The organism is Pseudomonadota bacterium (genome assembly GCA_039714795.1).
GTDB lineage: Bacteria > Pseudomonadota > Alphaproteobacteria > JAGOMX01 > JAGOMX01 > JBDLIP01.
In genome coordinates, this window is the sequence record JBDLIP010000034.1 from 1 (window position 1) to 16,578 (window position 16,578).

A 16,578-nucleotide genomic window follows, 5' to 3' on the forward strand; every position below is an offset into this window, starting at 1 on the left:
AACTCCCTTATTTTTAAACGCAGATCCGCACATAACAGGCACAAAAACACCTTTAAGAGTTCCTTTGCGAATACAACGATCGAGTGTCTCAACATCAGGCTCTTGACCGCCAAGGTACGCCTCTAGCGCATCATCATCCTGCTCAACTGCCAACTCAATCAACTGAGCTCGGTATTCTTGCGCCTTGTCCTGCAAGTCACTTGGAATATCTTTATAAACAAATTCGGCTCCCAAGGACTCATCATTCCAAACAATGGCCTTTTGCATGATAAGGTCAACAACTCCAACAAATTCACTCTCACTACCAATGGGTAACTGCAAGACAAGTGGGGTTGCCCCCAATCTATCAACAATCATATCAACGCACCGATAGAAATCAGCGCCAATGCGGTCCATCTTGTTGATAAAACAAATTCTAGGCACATTATAGCGATCTGCCTGGCGCCAAACAGTTTCCGATTGTGGCTCAACCCCTGCTACACTATCAAAAACAGCAACGGCACCATCCAAAACACGCAAAGACCGTTCCACCTCAATAGTAAAATCAACGTGACCTGGTGTGTCGATAATGTTGATCCGACGATCATCCCAAAAACAAGTCGTTGCCGCAGATGTAATCGTGATCCCACGCTCTTGCTCTTGTTCCATCCAATCCATGGTTGCAGCGCCTTCGTGCACTTCACCAATCTTGTAAGAGCGTCCCGTATAATACAATATACGTTCTGTCGTCGTTGTCTTACCCGCATCAATGTGGGCCATAATTCCGATATTACGATAATCTTTTAAGGGTGTATTCTTTGTCATCTCAAAAACCTAATTACCATCTAAAGTGCGCAAAAGCCTTGTTTGACTCAGCCATACGGTGAGTCTCTTCACGCTTTTTAACTGCTGCACCTTTGTTATCCGAGGCGTCCATCAATTCACCCGCCAAGCGTGCCTTCATCGTCCGCTCACCACGCTTGCGTGCCATATCAATCAGCCATCGAATCGCCAACGCCTGCGCACGCTCAGTGCGAACCTCCATCGGCACTTGATAAGTTGCTCCTCCGACACGACGAGAACGCACTTCAAGATGCGGACGCACATTTTCAAGAGCCGTACGAAATGTCTCTAGAGGATCAGCGCCAGTTTTATTACGAATTTCGTCCAAAGCACTGTAAGCAATGCCCTCGGAAACTGACTTTTTTCCAGCTAGCATCATACAGTTAATAAACTTTGCAACAACTAAGTCCCCATACTTGGGGTCTGGCAAAATCTCTCTCTTTTCAGCGACATGACGACGTGACATTAATAATAGATCTCCTATTTTGGCTTCTTAGCACCGTACTTCGAACGGCCCTGACGACGATCCGAAACACCTTGCGTGTCCAAAGTTCCACGAACAATATGGTAACGCACACCTGGCAAATCAGGCACACGACCTCCACGAATTAAAACCACAGAGTGTTCCTGCAAATTATGCCCTTCACCAGGAATATAAGCAGTTACTTCATACCCATTGGTTAAACGTACACGAGCAATCTTACGCAACGCCGAGTTTGGCTTTCTCGGTGTCGTCGTACTTACACGTGTACAAACTCCACGCTTTTGAGGACACTGCGCAAGTGCAGGCACCTTGCTACGCAACGTTTGAGAACGCCTAGGCTTTCGAATCAATTGGCTTATCGTGGGCATTTACCCTAATCCTTCATCATTTTCTTTGCCTATACCTGAACTATTTAAAGCCCTGGGCTTATCAAAATCCTTGTCCCTGTCTTGACCAAGAACCGCTCGCGCATATTCCGTTCGCGATCCCGAGTCGGTGCTCGGGACAAGTTTCCTACCCAGATCCTAGATTATCGCAGGCATAAACATAAAATCTAACGCCGCACCCCATTAAGAAAGGCAACGACAACTATCGCTCAGCCTCACACAACCTCCCTATCCCTAAGAAGCCTCGGAGACAAAACTAAATCATGAAAAGCATACTATCCAGAAAGGCTGTAAAAGTCAATGGCTTCCCGCTAACTTTTCAGGGCTGACGCATCAAAATTCGACCCCAACTGCCATTATCCCGAACGTTAGCTTTGAAACTCAAGTCTGGCAAGACTTGAGAAATCAAAGCTGTGCTATCCGGGATCCAATTTTTTGCCTTACCCGAGAAAAAATTGGTTCCCGGCCCGCAGTTTACAGTTTACATTGATAAATGAGCAATTTGAGCGTATCAAAAAACAGAGGTTTTCATTTTTCTTCAGTATAATCACACACTCACCTGGCTAATTCAAGTCGCAACAGCGCATACATTTGCTTGGCTGCCTCTTTCTCAGCACGTTCCATGGATTTGTAACTTGAAGCTTCACGGCGCAAATCATCCACCGTAACGGCAACCTCGTAGTGCCCTGGAAAAGCAAAATATTGCGGCTCAGGGTATCGCTTGTGCACGCACAACTTTGCTAAAGCTTTCTTGGCCTGACCCAAGGGGATATCTTCTCCCGTTAGCTTATGATACATGCTCCACGCTGCGGCCTTTTGCACGTTTTTAAATTCATAAGCGTCAGCTGAGCCAACACCTTCTATGGTCACCATTGCAATCGTGCCATCTGGATCAGTCTGAGAAATAACTGAGTAACTCGGCGGGCTTTTCTCGAGGGCAACACACAACTCTTCAAGTTTTTCTTTGGCTCGCTCAAAACCAATAACCTGCGGGAACTGTTCTTTCTCCCTCGGTTGATTATTGGGGTCCCACTCTCGATCTGGATCAATGAAGCTTTTATACCACTGGTTATCTTGCAAAATGGTCATTAATATCTCCGTCTAAATTTAATATTTGCCAATTTTTATATACCCGCGCTGAATCAAAACGTTGATTTTTATGACTACAAGAGGCTCGCAGTTCACATTGGGTAAATGAGCACTCTGAGTGCATCAGAAAACCAACAGTTTGACTCAGCTTTGGTATAACATTACCAATTTATTGCAAAGTAAACAAGAAAATCCGTATCTTCATTCCCTTGGATACACTTCTTTCAGAAAGAAACCAGTAATCGTCGCTAAAATCAACGACAAAGGCACAGCAATTAGAGCAATCAGATAATCCGCTTCACGATAGACGGGCGCACCATCAAGTAAGGTCCCATCCCAAGAAAGATCCAGTAGCCAGCCAATGACTGGCTGAAAGATAATGCCTGAGAGCATGCAAGCCATGTTGTGTACTCCGCTGGCGGTGCCAGAAAGGTAGTCAGCGTTAATGGCCACCACACACGCAAAGGCATAAAATTGCACCGTTGCAAAGAGCCCCGCAGCAAGGAATAAAATATCTAAAAGGCGAAACGTTATAAAGCCAGGCAGCATTATGACCGGTTTCATAACATCAACAGGGGCATAAATTGAAATCAAAAACATTAAACCAGATAGAAAGGCCCCTGCCAACAACACAGGCTTGTATCTTTTGACTTGAGCCAAAACCCAAGCACCCAAAGGACCACCCACTCCCACACCGATGTATATTTGCGAAACAAATCCTGCAGCTTTGACCTCATCTAATCCATAAGTATGCATCATATAAGGCACACCCCAAAGGTCTACAAATCCGGAAAGGGGTATATACATGAGGCATCCATACAAACCATAAAGATACGTCTGTGGCTTTTGCAAAATTATGATCAGTGACTCAAGAATAGTGACTCTTGGTTGTTCTTGAACTGTTATCTCGGTCTTATCACGGACAAACATCCAAGCCATCACCGCAACGACAAAACCCGCAAGCGCTAAAACAAGGATGGCCCCACGCCAACCATAAACGCTGACCAGGGATGCAAAGGGTGCCCCACCAACCGCACCACCAAAGGGCCCCATCAACATCGTCCAGCCAATCAGTGTTGGTAACACCCGCGGTGAAAACCAAACAGAAGCGGATTTAACGCAAGACAACAAACCAATAGAGGAACCAACTCCCATAAAAAATCGCCCAATTCCCATGACAATTAAGCTGTCACTTGAGGCAAAAAGCAAGCATCCACCAACACATAACAAAGAAGCAATAGCAAGTGGATAGCGAACCCCAATGCGGTCCAATATGATCCCCACAGCGATCTGCATACCGGTATAGCCAGCATAATACGTAGAGGCGAGCATTCCCATAGAACACGCTTGGATAGACAAATCCTGCATGATTTGCGCCGCAGTTACGCTGGGAGAAACTCGGATGATGAATTGGTAGAAATAGAAAAAAGATGTGGTACCCCAAATCAATAGAGGAAAGCTAAAACGCAGCTTAATCGAGTCGTCACGCATAAGGCTCTATCCCCTGCTCTTTGGCAATTCTTTGGGATAAAGCTCTTTGACCATTAGAATAACCAGAGCAGCAAACACCAGAGACAATGGAATACTGGACAACGCAAAGAAATAATCGGCTTCACTATAGACCGGCGCACTATTTTCCACGGTCCCGTCCCAGGCCCACTCCAACAATTTACCAATGAGAGGTTGAAAAATAATGCCACTCATCATACAGGCCATGTTATGCACACCGCTGGCTGTGCCACTGATACTTTGTGGATTGATCGCACACACACACGCAAAGGCTGCAAACTGAACACTGGCAAAAACTCCAGTTGTTAAAAACATCAAATCAATGAGGCTAAGCGTAACTCCTGCCGGTAAATTCAAAAGCGGATAAAAAGCTGGAACTGGCACATAAATAATAAGGGAAAACATCAGACCGGTCATAATCGCTCCCCAAAACAACAGTTTTTTGTAGCTTTGAACGGAAGCCAATACCCATGCCGATAACGGTCCTCCAATCCCAATACCTACATAAAACAAGGATACCGAGCCTGCTGCCGTCACCTTATCAACGTGGTAAGTCGCTTCAATATAAGGTGCCCCCCAAAGATCCGCAAAACCAGCAAGGGGTACATACATCAACCCCCCATACAAGCCAAACAAATAGGTTTGCGGATTCTTTAAAATAACGATAATGGCCTCAAAAATAGAAAAGGATGTTTGCTTTATCTTGCGAACTTGAATTTGTGGGTGATCGCGCACAAAAAGCCAAGACAGAAGTGCCACAAACAATCCTGACACTGCAATCAACAGCACTGCATTCCGCCACCCTTGAGCGATCACGAGGTTGGCCATAGGCCTTCCATTTCCAATAGCACCCCCTAAGGGCCCCATGAAAATCGACCAACCAATAAATGCAGGTAAATACTTGGCATCAAACCAATCAGAGGCGGATTTAACGCACGACAAAAATGCAAAAGCAGCCCCCACTCCCATTAAAGTCCGACCGATCCCCATTACCATTAAACTATCAGTACTGGCATACATAAAGCATCCCATAGCACAAGAAAGCACAGCAAGAGTTAAGGGATAACGTACACCGACCCGATCCAGAATCAATCCTACCGGAATCTGCATGGTAGTATAGCCATAATAATACCATGAGGCCAGCATGCCAACGCCGCATGCTTGCAGCGAAAACTCCTGCATCATCTGCCCAACGGTTACACTTGGAAAGGCACGCACAATGAACTGGTAAAAGTAAAACAGGGCAGCACTGCCCCAAATGAGAACAGGAGCCGTCAGGCGAAGCTTTGAATTCATACCAGCTGCCTAGCCCTCATCATCTGAGGAACAAACTTCCCTCAAACTCAGACAGACAAAGCAGGCCAGTAACAACGATATTGGCACCACTGACAAAGCCACATAATAGTTATTTTGGGTATAAACGGGAGCTTTATCTAATAATGTGCCATCCCAAACCCAGTCAAGCAGCCAACCAATCACAGGCTGAAACACAATACCAGTCGTCATAGCGGCCATATTTTGAATACCAGTTGCTGTTGCACGTACATTTTTCGGATTGATGAGACACACACAGGCAAAGGCAAAAAATTGTGTGCTGGCAAAAATGCCCGTAAGGAGAAACATGACGTCCAGCACGTAAAGCTGCAAACCGGGTAGATCAATCAGCAAACGATAGGCTGGCAGAGGAGCGTAAATGATGATGGAGAACATTGCACAAGTCAGAACTGATCCCATAAACAAGAATTTTTTATAGCTCTGGAGGTAGCTAATCACCCAGGCCCCAACAGGTCCGCCAATCCCAACACCCAGATAAACAAGAGAGGCAGATCCGGCTGCGACAACCTTATCCACCGAATAGGCCTGCTCGATATAGGGTGCCCCCCAAAGATCTGCAAATCCAGATATAGGTACGTACATGAAGGTTCCATACAAGGCATAGCAATAGGTTTGCGGGTTGCGTAGAAGAACCAGGAAAGATTCAAACGTGGATAATTCGTGTTTACCGATCTCTTCTGCTTTTGTCCCCTTGCGTTTGTCATCTCGGACAAGCAACCAAGCCATCACGGCAATTCCCAAACCGATAAAGGCCAGCATCATGATGGACTGGCGCCAACCATAATCTGACACCAAAGCTGCTAACGGCTTGCCTGACCCTACAACTCCTCCAAGAGGACCTATCAAAATGGTCCAGCCAAGAATAATCGGTAAGTGCTTGGCATCAAACCAAACGGACGCTGTTTTAACACATGAAAGAAAAGCAAAGGCTGATCCCACCCCCATCAACAGCCGGCCAATCGACATCACCAACAAGCTGTCAGTTCCGACAAACAAAAAGCATCCAACAACACACATAAAAATGGCAATGGTCAACGGATAACGCACTCCCACAAGGTCAAGAATCAGACCTACGGGGATTTGCATCAAGGTATAGCCCCAATAGTACATGGACGCCACTACACCCAATACACATGCTTGAATGGATAGATCTTGCATGATCTGATTTGCTGAAACGCTTGGCGAAGTTCGAACAATAAATTGAAAAAAGAAAAAGGCTGCCGCCGACCCCCAAATGAGAATCGGCAAACTATAGGCAGGCTTTGGTACTGCCTCTTGTGCTGCTGCTACTGCTGTTGCAGATGACGATGAGGAAGAATCGTTAACCTGAGCTGTCATATCAGACCTTTCTCTCTCTTGGTTTCATCGAGCCAAACTCTGCCTTCCGACCTGATACTAACAAAGGTTACGCCTGGCCAAAGCAGGCCCAATATCGGCAATAAGGAAGAGAAGAATGCTTACTTGGTAAGATCGCAAGTGCTGCGGCTACCCTGCTAAATGATGATAAAACATACATAATAAAATAACTATAGCGCTTTTTGCCCCCCAATGCGAGGGCTTTTGTGAACAGCCCTGCCTCTGGGCTTAGGCTGCGAGATATTTATGAAAAGCCTAGAGGCAGCTTGAGAGCTACGTCTGTGATGAAACAACGTACCCATTGTGCTGGATAAGAAAACGGTAAAACCGGACATTTCTAAATTGCTTAACCGGACATTAATCAAATTGCTACTACAATGAGTTAGATATGGGTTGACACAGAAGGCCAACCCCTTCAGGATCACCTGAATCGTATAGGCACAACCAAATAAGGAGCCCAGCAACCAATGACCTCTGACAGCTCACGTTCTATCCAGCTTTTTCTATGGTTTGGAGTTTTGCTATTTTCACTGTTTTTGCTAATGCCTATCTTACGCAACGTCAAAATAGCAGTCATTACCTCACTTGACACTAGCTGGATTCCGCAACTTCAAAACTACACCCAATTTTTTAAAATACCACTTTGCATCTTGTTTATCGCCTTATATCGACCACAGCATCTGCCAAAACTACTTGGGGGCACACTAGCGATCTCTCTACTAATCATTCTAGGATATTTCTTTTTAATAAATTCAGCCTCAACGTCACCAGAAACAACGGCAACACCAATATGGCTATACTCAAGCTTTTATGTATTTGCCGACCTTTGGTCACCTTGGTTTGGCGCTTTGTTGTTTTGGGTATTTGCCAACCAAACCATCACCACAGATCAAGCCAAATGGATGTATCCTGGTTGGGGAATTTTTGCTGCAATTGCTATTTTTTTCGGTCAATTGATCTCACTACGTTTAGGTTTAGATATCTGGGACAACCCATTAGGACTTATGCTCACCATATCTGCTACCTTTAGTGCGATAATTTTCGCTCTGGTTTTTCTTAGCCTGAACCGCATTCAATATTTGTCTGCGCAATTTCCTGCACCTCAGGCAAGTGCATCGCAGTTCTCATTAAACTTTAGAATTAAGTATCTACTGTTCATTTTTGGAATTATTATTTGTTATGGATTGTGTACCAAGATCATTGATCTATCTATGAAAGTACAACTCAAAGCAACCTATCCTGACCCCACTGCTTATACAGCATTTATGGGACAATACATGCAGTTTATGTCATCCTCTAATATTCTATTATTCTGTCTCACCTGCTGGTGGGTGTGGGTCATGGGCTGGTTTCGCAGTGCTTTGATGGTACCAGTCATTGCTTTGATTTTAGGTACAGCCTTGTTTGTGGTTCATTTACTGGGATATGCTCCGGATGTTTTGCTTTGGTATGCAATCGCTGCTAAGGTCATCATGTTTGGGATTAGTTGGACAGTATTTCTGGCAACAAAAGAAATTGCATATATTCCACTAAACTCTTTGACAAAGGCGCGCGGTAAGGCTGTGATTGATTTTCTGTTGAGCAGGGAAATGTTAACCTCCTGGATTGTAATTGGACTTCTTGTCTGGGATGTTAAACTGCTCGATGCACCGTCACCTTATTTAGCATTTGTTTATTTGGGAACCGTCTTGGTTTGGTTCTTTTGCTTGTTTAAACTCAAGCATTATTACAACGAAGCCCTCAGCGCAACTCAATCATGATAAAAAGACAAACTCCCGTTATTCTTTGCATTCTCGATGGTTGGGGCATAAGGCCCCCAGCGCGGGATAATGCCATCACTAATGCGAGAACTCCAAATTGGAATCGCCTTTTGAAAAACTGGCCGCATACTCAACTGCAAGCTTCGGCGGAGCATGTTGGATTGCCCGCAGGCCAGATGGGCAATTCCGAAGTAGGACACATGAATTTGGGTGCTGGACGCGTGGTACCGCAGACCCTGCCCCGCATCAATGCCGCCATTACCGAAGGGACCCTAAGTCAAAACCTAAGAATCAATAACCTGTGCCACAATTTGAAGGAAAAACAAGGCACCTGCCACCTCATGGGTCTGCTATCACCAGGAGGCGTGCACTCACATCAAGACCATCTGCTAGCACTTGCTCGCTTAATAGCCAGTAAAGATGTCCCCGTCAAAGTCCACGCTTTTCTTGATGGTCGTGATACCCCGCCACAAAGCGCAATTCCGTTTATCAAGGAATTTGAAGATGCCTGCGGGAGGCAGCTCCCGATTCAAATCGCTACTGTAACAGGTCGTTACTACGCCATGGATCGCGACCGACGCTGGGAGCGCACTGAAGCAGCTTATCAAGCATTGGTTGAGGCAAAAGGTATAGCAGCAGACTCTGCCCTTCAGGCTGTTGAACAAGCTTATACGAAAGAAACAACAGATGAGTTCATCAAACCCACGATAATTGGAGACTACGCCGGAATCCGTGATGGAGATGGTCTGCTGATGGCAAATTTCCGCGCCGATCGGGCGCGCCAACTGTTAAGCGCTCTGTGTGGCCCTGATTTTAAGGGATTTGTACGTCAGACGAGACCTAAGCTCAATATAAATCTGGGATTGGTTGAGTACTCAACACAACTGAACGAGTATATGCCCCCAATTTTTTCACCAATTCAACTCCAACACACCTTGGGGGCAGTTGTTTCTGAATATGGTTTCAATCAATTACGCGCAGCAGAAACGGAAAAATATGCCCATGTAACCTTCTTTTTCAATGGGGGCCGCGAACCCCATTTTACTGGTGAAGATAGATTACTGGTCCCCTCCCCTAAAGTCAGCACCTATGACCATCAACCTGAGATGTCAGCTCTACCTCTCACCAACCAGCTTATTGAGGCCATGGAACGTAAAGTTTACGACCTAGTTGTCGTGAATTATGCCAACACAGATATGGTCGGACATACAGGCAACCAAAATGCCACCATGAAAGCCGTTGAAACGGTGGATCGGTGTCTGGGCAAACTCGAAAAATGGATTCTAGAGAAAAAAGGCTTGTTGATCATCACCGCAGATCACGGAAATGCAGAAATCATGCAGGATCCTAAAACTGGCAAGGCGCACACTGCACACACTTGCCAGCCAGTTCCTTGCATGCTCATTGGCAATGGCTACAAATATACCCAACTAAAACCAGGGGTACTGGCAGACGTGGCCCCAACAATCCTCCACCTTATGGGACTGGAGATTCCAAGGGTTATGACAGGGAAATCAGTGGTCAGTGGTCAGTGGTCAGAGGACAGAGATCAGAGATCAGAAAACAAAAACCAGTAGTTAGTTAAGTCAATATCGCTAAACTGATCTTTGACCTCTGTTCTCTGACCTCTGCCTAATTACCCCTCGATCGTCCCAATAATGCGCGCTACACTTGCAATTTGGGTGGGATGCACGATCACTTGGTGCGCTGAGGCATGACTCGCATCACTGCCCACGGCTTTGTGGTGTTGGGCCGAGTTGTACTGCCTTAATTCAAGGGCAAATTCAACTTCGGGATTGACAACAATACCGGGATGAGGCTGGAGGCCAGCAATGTCATTAACATGACGCCAAGCAATAAACTCACCAATGATCACATCGTGAGTGGGAGTAATCACCACAGCTGTCGACCGTGTAGCCAACGGCTTGCCAGGATGCACTAATACACAATCACCTCGACGATAACGAGGCGCCATGGTATCGTCACTAACACGAAGTGCAAAAGCACCTGGCACACCAATCATATCCGGAGGACAGCTAACTGACCCCATCGTATGATTAAAGTCAATCGGCCCCCCCGGATGGATGGCCCCATAAACAGGTAGCTTCGCTGAGGTTGTCTCTGGTATTGCAGAATGCTGTGTTGGAATAGATCCGGCTGGATAACCTACAGTCTCTTGACTTTGTGCTGGATAAGCCCTTGCGGAATAAGGATTTGCTGGAATGGGCGGTGTCGTTGCGGTAGTAATACGCTGCTGTCCCCAACGTTCATCCTCGGCCAACAAGGCGCTCGGTTGACAATTTAGCGCTTGTGATAAACGATTAATGGTGTCCACGTTCAGCCGTCGTGATCCAGACTCAAGCCGAGATAGATACGAAGGAGAAAGTTTGGAAAGCTCCGAGAGTTCTTCTAATGTCAATCCCCGCGAAAGACGAATATCACGCAAAGGATGGCTATGGGTACGCCGTGATTTTCTGCCCCGGCGGTTACGTCTTGCAACCGGAATCATCACCCCTTCTGGGCTTCGCACAACTTCTTGACCATCACCGGTGGTGCCTGGATAATTACGTCCTTTGTATTTCATCGCTCCCCGTCCTTATTATTTTTCAAGAGTACAGACACAGCTGGCGCTGTGGCTTCCTCAGTTTTTCTATTATTGGGTTCATTATGGCAAAGATTGACCCGTACGTCAATCGTTGACAAAATAAACATTGCAAAAAAGCCATGGAATCCTTTATGATCAAAAGCTGGAAACGACAATAAACGGTGGTAAACGACGATGTTGCAATCTTTGCGTAATAGTTCCCAATCATGGGTGATGCGAATTTTTTTATGCCTTTTGGCGATTGGCTTTATTGGCTTTTTTGGCTCCGGTGTCGATTTCGCCCAAATATGGGGCGGCGGTCGCAACCCAGTGGTTATCACCATTGGCAGCCGCAAAATCACAGCGAGTGAACTAGTTGGTCGTATGCAAAAACTTGCAGCAACCAAGCTTCCTCCGGGAACAGACCTGACTCCCTATAAAAACTTGATCAAAGAACAAGTAAAGCAACAGATCATCACCGAAACACTGTTGGACCTAGAAGTAGAGCGTTTGGGCCTCATTGTTGGCGACGCGCAAGTGCGCCGTGCTATTCAGAGCATGGACCCTTTCCTGGATGAAGACGGCTACTTTGATAAGCAGCGCTTTGCAGGAGTCTTGTACAGTATGCAAACCTCAGAAAAAGAATTTATAGAAATAATCCGCCGGGAACTGCAAAGAAAACAATTGGTTCAAGCTCTAATTTCAGGTGTCTTGGCCCCGAACAATATGGTAGCCCCTTTCTTGGCATGGATGCAGGAAAAGCGCACAGTAGAGCTTCTGGAAGTCATTGCTAGTGAAGTTGCAGCGCCTCTGCCCACACCTGAACAAATAGAAACTTTTTACAAAGACAATCCAAAATTGTTTACTGCTCCTGAACACCGTACGATCAGTTTGATTGCACTCACTCCTGAAGCAGTCCTTGCACAAGTACAACTTTCAGAAGAAGAAATTGCCGAAGAGTTCGAAACCCGACATAAAGCTGGGAGCCGTTTACTCACCGAAGCTCAATCTGACAAAGTCCTTCAAGAAATTAAGCAGGAACGGGCGGAAAAACTCTTCCACGAGCTTAGTATACAAATTGAAGATGATCTGGGCAGTGGAAGCAGCCTTGAGGAAATCAGCCAATCCCACGGCTTACCTCTTGTAAGATTAACTAAAGTTCAAGCTAATCGCACGTTCCAGCCTGCTCCAAATTCGGCTCCCTTGAGCCAAACGCTTATCAAGGATGTTGTGGCACAAGCGTTTGAAACGGGAATAAATGAGGATATTGACCTTGTTGAAACCGATATGGGGGCATTTTTAGCCCTTCGAGTAGAAAAAATCACTCCTGCAACCATCAAGCCCCTGGCAGAAGTAAGGAATGAAGTCATCAAATACTGGCAGCAGAATCAGCAAATGCAAGCTGCAACCAAGAAAGCTCAGAGCATTGTTGATGCTCCCCAAGCCTTACAAGGATTGAACAGCTTTGCCCAAGACAAGGCATTACGACACAAAGCCGGTATCACCCTTACACGTAGCCCAGATGATCACACGGATCTTATTCCCCCTAAATTGCGCCACGACATTTTCGCAAGCGCCTTAAATACTCCTGTTATGGGCACAACAGCAAACGGATTTGTCATTGCTCGCGTTACAAATATTCAAAGAGATAAAGGGCCTGCCAGCACCCAAGACCTTGACAAATTATCCAAGCGACTCCAAATACAATTACAAGACGATGTTATTAATGAATTACTGGATGCGCTGTATCGTCAATATGGTTATGAAGAGAACAAGAAAGCACTTGAGGCCATTTAGTTTAGGAACAAAGTGATGAGAGAGTTATGTCAAAATCTACTTAATTCAGTAGGGACAGGATGGCTGAATGTTGCCGTTACCTCAACCCTGCTGATTTCACTCACCATTGTCAGTTATGGGATTGCAAAAAAATATCTACTGAACCTGATTAATGGTGCATTGACGCACAAGCAACCCAAGTGGAAAAAAATTCTTAAACGGCACCAACCTTTTAAACAGCTAGTGTATATGGTTCCCACACTATTTTTGTACTTTTGGGTGCAGTATTTACCTATCGAGGAAGAGACCACAAAAAGGCTAACGCAGTTCTTAAATTCTTACATCATTGTGAACGTAACTTTACTTCTGGGGAATTTGATTTCGGCAGTGGGAGCAATCTATAAGACCTATCCCATATCGCGTGAAAAACCCATTAAGACCTATTTGCAATTGTTGAGCATCTTCTCCTATTTCATTGGCATCGTAACCAGTATTTTCGTCCTGCTCGACATAAACCCCGTAGGATTTCTCGGCAGTGTTTCAGTGTTGACGACTGTCCTCTTGTTCGTGTTTAAAGACACCATCTTATCGTTTATCGCTGGTATGCAGATCGTCAGCAACAACTTAATTCAAAATGGCGACTGGATTGAAGCGCCGCAATTTGGTGCTGACGGCTCAGTAATTGAGGTAGCCCTGCACGTTGTTAAAATTCAAAACTGGGATAAAACCATCGTCAGCATACCTACATATAAACTGGTTGACTCCGGCTTTAAAAATTGGCGCGGTATGTACAACTCAGGCGGACGCCGTATCAAGCGAGCTCTCTTGCTCGATCAAACCAGTGTGCGACTAATAGGCAGGGATGAACTTTCAAAAATCCTCAAAGCCCCACAACTAGCTGATACCTTTAACACAAAAGAATGGGCTGAAGAACATAAGTCCGGTTTGCAAACCAACCTTGGTGCTTTTCGCTCATATGTGCAGGCTTTCCTGCGCCACCACCCACAAATTAATCAAGATCTCACGTTTATCATTCGTTTGCTAGACCCCACACCTCAGGGCGTCCCGCTTGAGATTTACGTCTTTACCAATGATACAGCCTGGTCAGTCTATGAGCGCATCCAAGCAGAAATTTTTGAGCAGTTAATTGCAACAATTCCATTGTTTGGCTTGAGAATTTTTCAAGATCCAACTGGGTATGATTATATCCTCAGCGGTTCACCCACATTGGCTGCTGCCAACACCGAAGAGTCACGTAAACAAGCTCCAGGTATACTTTAGTGAAATCAAAACCCCTAGTTTAATGATAACGAGAAGCGCATTGCTTAATAAGCGTGTGATTACGGACTGTGTTCCTTTAGGACTTTTAATCCTGATGGTGTGATTTCTAGAACTTCAACTTTGTCTGGAGAGAATGTCAGCCCAATATCAACCATCCAACACATACCATCGCAAGTTGATGCAATCCCATCAGATTGAACTGTGTGCCCAACAACCATTCTTGTACAATTGAGCTGAGATAAAACTTGTTTCAGTTCTGCACAATCTTCTCTTGATGGACCCTTAGAATAACGACGTGTCCAAATGGGGCCATCTGAATCGATTACAAACTGGGGTGGATTTTTGAGCTCACCTCTTAAAAACTGCTGTGCTTCTTTATTGATTCGTTCAAGACCGTAGTATAAAAAACATTTCCTTAGACCTGCATGAACAAACAAAGTGTCACCGATAACAATGGTTACTGGGTTATGAGCCAACGTTCTTGCGTAAGGCCCCCCAGGCTTGAAGGCTTGAAAACGTCCGCTGTATGGATCTTCGTTTTTCGAGAACACCTTAAATTCATCCACCCCTTCTTTAGAAACATACCTATAATCACCCAAAACATTCATGAATTCATGATTACCTAAAAGTGTGATGAGTTGACCGCCAGCTTGTTTTGCTTGTTTTTTTAGAGTTTCTAGAAAATCAATAACAGCTTTGTCATTTGCTCCACGATCAATCAGATCACCAACTTGCACAACAACAAGCTCTCCACCAATCCAACGGTCATTTTGGTCAATAGCTCCTGCTAAGACGAGCGCTCTTTTGGTTACCGAGAGATTGCCGTGTAAATCCCCAATTGCAATAATTCTTTGAGGAACTTGCCGCTGGTGTGTATCTGCGGATGTAACCTTGGCTTGTACTGCACAGCTGTTCATCAGGCTACTGATAGCTCCTGCAAAGACCACACAAAACAAAAAATACCTTAACATCAAAAACTCCTTAAAATAAGACCTTCAGATAAGGTACGAAAATATGCATGTTTAGTCAAATAATCGTCGGGTAACAACAGTTTTTTAGAACCAGCGCTAATCCCCCACAGGCCGTTTCAGTATAGAGATATTTATGGATTATTTTTTTCATGAGGCATCCCTGGCGCTTGGACAGTTACCTCAACCTGTTTGCGTGTTTCTCGGTAGATAATAAATAGACCACTGGAGACAATTAAGGCACCACCCAGAATCAAGGTTAAGTCAGGAATCTCGCCCCAGAATATATAACCAAACAGTACTGCCCAAAGCAGAGCTGTGTAAATCATTGGTGCGACTGTCGCTGCAGGTGCATGACGATAGGCAAACGTAACAAACAATTGTCCCAAGCCACCACCGAGGCCCAAGAATATAAGTAGCAGCAGGTCCATCATGCCTGGCATTTGCCAGTAGAAAGGGAGAGTGAGCCCTGTCAACACACTGACGACAGCTGAGAAATAAGTCACCACGATGACACTGTGATCCGTGCGGGTAAGAATACGGGCGTTCATCATGACAAAAGCATCTCCCAAGGCAAAGGTCAAGGCATAAATCGCCCCCAAATTCAAAATATCACCGGTGGGGCGCATCACCACCAGGACTCCAGCAAATCCAACCAAAACAGCACTCCAGCGTAGGGAGCCGGCTTTCTCTTTTAAAAACCAGGCACAAAAAGCAGTTAGGAATAAGGTCTCTGAAAAATGCAAGCATACAGCATCGGCCAAAGGCAGAAGTCGCAACGACCCAAACAGACCGATCAGTGCCACAGTACCTACACTGCCAATCAATATATATCTAGGCAAATGTTGTGTTTTTAGCGCACTAACCCCACCTGCTTGGCGTAGCAAAACCAGACAGGGAAAAAGGCTAAAAAAGGTCCGAAAAAAAGTAACCTGAGTTAAAGGATAAACGGCCACCACATCCTTTGCAATCGTGTTGACAGTGACAAATGTCAACATGGCTAGACACATGTAGGAAATTCCTTTGAATTCAGAAGTCATAATTCTGTGGTCAGTTATCAGTAGTCGGTGGTTTAAAGGATCAGTATACCCGAATACTGACTTACTGACCACTGACATCTGAATTCTGACAGGGCTGTTCAGTGAAACCAACACGGCCGTCATCCTGAAGGTGTGAACACAAAAGGTAGTTTCGAATTTGAACGGCAAATAAAATTTTGTCGTTTATC

Annotated in this window: 14 protein-coding genes; 4 read left to right on the forward strand and 10 right to left on the reverse strand. The window is 45.3% G+C overall.

What is annotated here, in order from left to right:
- From ABFQ95_03910 to ABFQ95_03940, 7 genes are all read right to left on the reverse strand, one after another.
- A partial coding sequence (locus tag ABFQ95_03910) for a GTP-binding protein (GenBank protein ID MEN8236670.1) occupies window positions 1-804 on the reverse strand: 804 nt, incomplete at its 3' end.
- 13 nt (window positions 805-817) lie between these two features.
- On the reverse strand, window positions 818-1,288 hold the full coding sequence (rpsG, locus tag ABFQ95_03915) for a 30S ribosomal protein S7 (protein MEN8236671.1): 471 nt from the start codon (window positions 1,286-1,288) through the stop codon (window positions 818-820).
- A 14-nt stretch (window positions 1,289-1,302) separates the two neighbouring features.
- Window positions 1,303-1,674, reverse strand: a complete 372-nt coding sequence (rpsL, locus tag ABFQ95_03920) for a 30S ribosomal protein S12 (GenBank protein ID MEN8236672.1) — start codon at window positions 1,672-1,674, stop codon at window positions 1,303-1,305.
- Window positions 1,675-2,247: 573 nt separating this feature from the next.
- On the reverse strand, window positions 2,248-2,781 hold the full coding sequence (locus tag ABFQ95_03925; GenBank protein MEN8236673.1) for a hypothetical protein: 534 nt from the start codon (window positions 2,779-2,781) through the stop codon (window positions 2,248-2,250).
- A 201-nt stretch (window positions 2,782-2,982) separates the two neighbouring features.
- A complete protein-coding gene (locus ABFQ95_03930; protein ID MEN8236674.1) occupies window positions 2,983-4,272 on the reverse strand; it encodes an MFS transporter in 1,290 nt (429 codons plus the stop codon).
- Window positions 4,273-4,278: 6 nt separating this feature from the next.
- Window positions 4,279-5,586: an MFS transporter gene (locus ABFQ95_03935; protein MEN8236675.1), complete on the reverse strand. Its 1,308-nt coding sequence runs from the start codon at window positions 5,584-5,586 to the stop codon at window positions 4,279-4,281.
- 9 nt (window positions 5,587-5,595) lie between these two features.
- On the reverse strand, window positions 5,596-6,963 hold the full coding sequence (locus tag ABFQ95_03940) for an MFS transporter (protein ID MEN8236676.1): 1,368 nt from the start codon (window positions 6,961-6,963) through the stop codon (window positions 5,596-5,598).
- Between the two features lie 485 nt (window positions 6,964-7,448).
- On the opposite strand from ABFQ95_03940, the gene ABFQ95_03945 reads away from it, so the two are divergent.
- Window positions 7,449-8,741, forward strand: a complete 1,293-nt coding sequence (locus ABFQ95_03945; protein ID MEN8236677.1) for an Npt1/Npt2 family nucleotide transporter — start codon at window positions 7,449-7,451, stop codon at window positions 8,739-8,741.
- Complete coding sequence (gpmI, locus tag ABFQ95_03950) at window positions 8,738-10,318, forward strand: 2,3-bisphosphoglycerate-independent phosphoglycerate mutase (GenBank protein ID MEN8236678.1); 1,581 nt, start codon at window positions 8,738-8,740, stop codon at window positions 10,316-10,318. Before ABFQ95_03945 ends, gpmI begins: the two co-directional genes overlap by 4 nt.
- Window positions 10,319-10,377: 59 nt before the next feature.
- Here gpmI and ABFQ95_03955 read toward each other — a convergent pair whose 3' ends face one another.
- On the reverse strand, window positions 10,378-11,325 hold the full coding sequence (locus ABFQ95_03955; protein MEN8236679.1) for a helix-turn-helix domain-containing protein: 948 nt from the start codon (window positions 11,323-11,325) through the stop codon (window positions 10,378-10,380).
- Window positions 11,326-11,520: 195 nt separating this feature from the next.
- Here ABFQ95_03955 and ABFQ95_03960 point away from each other — a divergent pair, with 195 nt between their 5' ends.
- Together ABFQ95_03960 and ABFQ95_03965 are read left to right on the forward strand one after the other, a co-directional pair.
- Window positions 11,521-13,122: a SurA N-terminal domain-containing protein gene (locus ABFQ95_03960; protein MEN8236680.1), complete on the forward strand. Its 1,602-nt coding sequence runs from the start codon at window positions 11,521-11,523 to the stop codon at window positions 13,120-13,122.
- A gap of 15 nt (window positions 13,123-13,137) precedes the next feature.
- Complete coding sequence (locus ABFQ95_03965) at window positions 13,138-14,382, forward strand: mechanosensitive ion channel domain-containing protein (protein MEN8236681.1); 1,245 nt, start codon at window positions 13,138-13,140, stop codon at window positions 14,380-14,382.
- A 59-nt stretch (window positions 14,383-14,441) separates the two neighbouring features.
- On the opposite strand, the gene ABFQ95_03970 is transcribed toward ABFQ95_03965, so the two are convergent.
- Window positions 14,442-15,353, reverse strand: coding sequence for a metallophosphoesterase (locus ABFQ95_03970; GenBank protein ID MEN8236682.1), 912 nt, complete (start codon window positions 15,351-15,353; stop codon window positions 14,442-14,444).
- A 131-nt stretch (window positions 15,354-15,484) separates the two neighbouring features.
- Window positions 15,485-16,390: a DMT family transporter gene (locus ABFQ95_03975; protein MEN8236683.1), complete on the reverse strand. Its 906-nt coding sequence runs from the start codon at window positions 16,388-16,390 to the stop codon at window positions 15,485-15,487.
- Window positions 16,391-16,578 lie beyond the last annotated feature (188 nt).

What these genes read in the sequence shown, in the direction of transcription:
- ABFQ95_03970 (MEN8236682.1), bottom strand. Translation starts at nt 15,353, where the DNA reads ATGTTAAGGTATTTTTTGTTTTGTGTGGTCTTTGCAGGAGCTATCAGT.
- ABFQ95_03925 (MEN8236673.1), bottom strand. Translation starts at nt 2,781, where the DNA reads ATGACCATTTTGCAAGATAACCAGTGGTATAAAAGCTTCATTGATCCA.
- ABFQ95_03960 (MEN8236680.1), top strand. Translation starts at nt 11,521, where the DNA reads ATGTTGCAATCTTTGCGTAATAGTTCCCAATCATGGGTGATGCGAATT.
- ABFQ95_03945 (MEN8236677.1), top strand. Translation starts at nt 7,449, where the DNA reads ATGACCTCTGACAGCTCACGTTCTATCCAGCTTTTTCTATGGTTTGGA.
- rpsG (MEN8236671.1), bottom strand. Translation starts at nt 1,288, where the DNA reads ATGTCACGTCGTCATGTCGCTGAAAAGAGAGAGATTTTGCCAGACCCC.
- rpsL (MEN8236672.1), bottom strand. Translation starts at nt 1,674, where the DNA reads ATGCCCACGATAAGCCAATTGATTCGAAAGCCTAGGCGTTCTCAAACG.
- ABFQ95_03935 (MEN8236675.1), bottom strand. Translation starts at nt 5,586, where the DNA reads ATGAATTCAAAGCTTCGCCTGACGGCTCCTGTTCTCATTTGGGGCAGT.
- ABFQ95_03975 (MEN8236683.1), bottom strand. Translation starts at nt 16,390, where the DNA reads ATGACTTCTGAATTCAAAGGAATTTCCTACATGTGTCTAGCCATGTTG.
- ABFQ95_03955 (MEN8236679.1), bottom strand. Translation starts at nt 11,325, where the DNA reads ATGAAATACAAAGGACGTAATTATCCAGGCACCACCGGTGATGGTCAA.
- ABFQ95_03965 (MEN8236681.1), top strand. Translation starts at nt 13,138, where the DNA reads ATGAGAGAGTTATGTCAAAATCTACTTAATTCAGTAGGGACAGGATGG.
- ABFQ95_03940 (MEN8236676.1), bottom strand. Translation starts at nt 6,963, where the DNA reads ATGACAGCTCAGGTTAACGATTCTTCCTCATCGTCATCTGCAACAGCA.
- ABFQ95_03930 (MEN8236674.1), bottom strand. Translation starts at nt 4,272, where the DNA reads ATGCGTGACGACTCGATTAAGCTGCGTTTTAGCTTTCCTCTATTGATT.
- gpmI (MEN8236678.1), top strand. Translation starts at nt 8,738, where the DNA reads ATGATAAAAAGACAAACTCCCGTTATTCTTTGCATTCTCGATGGTTGG.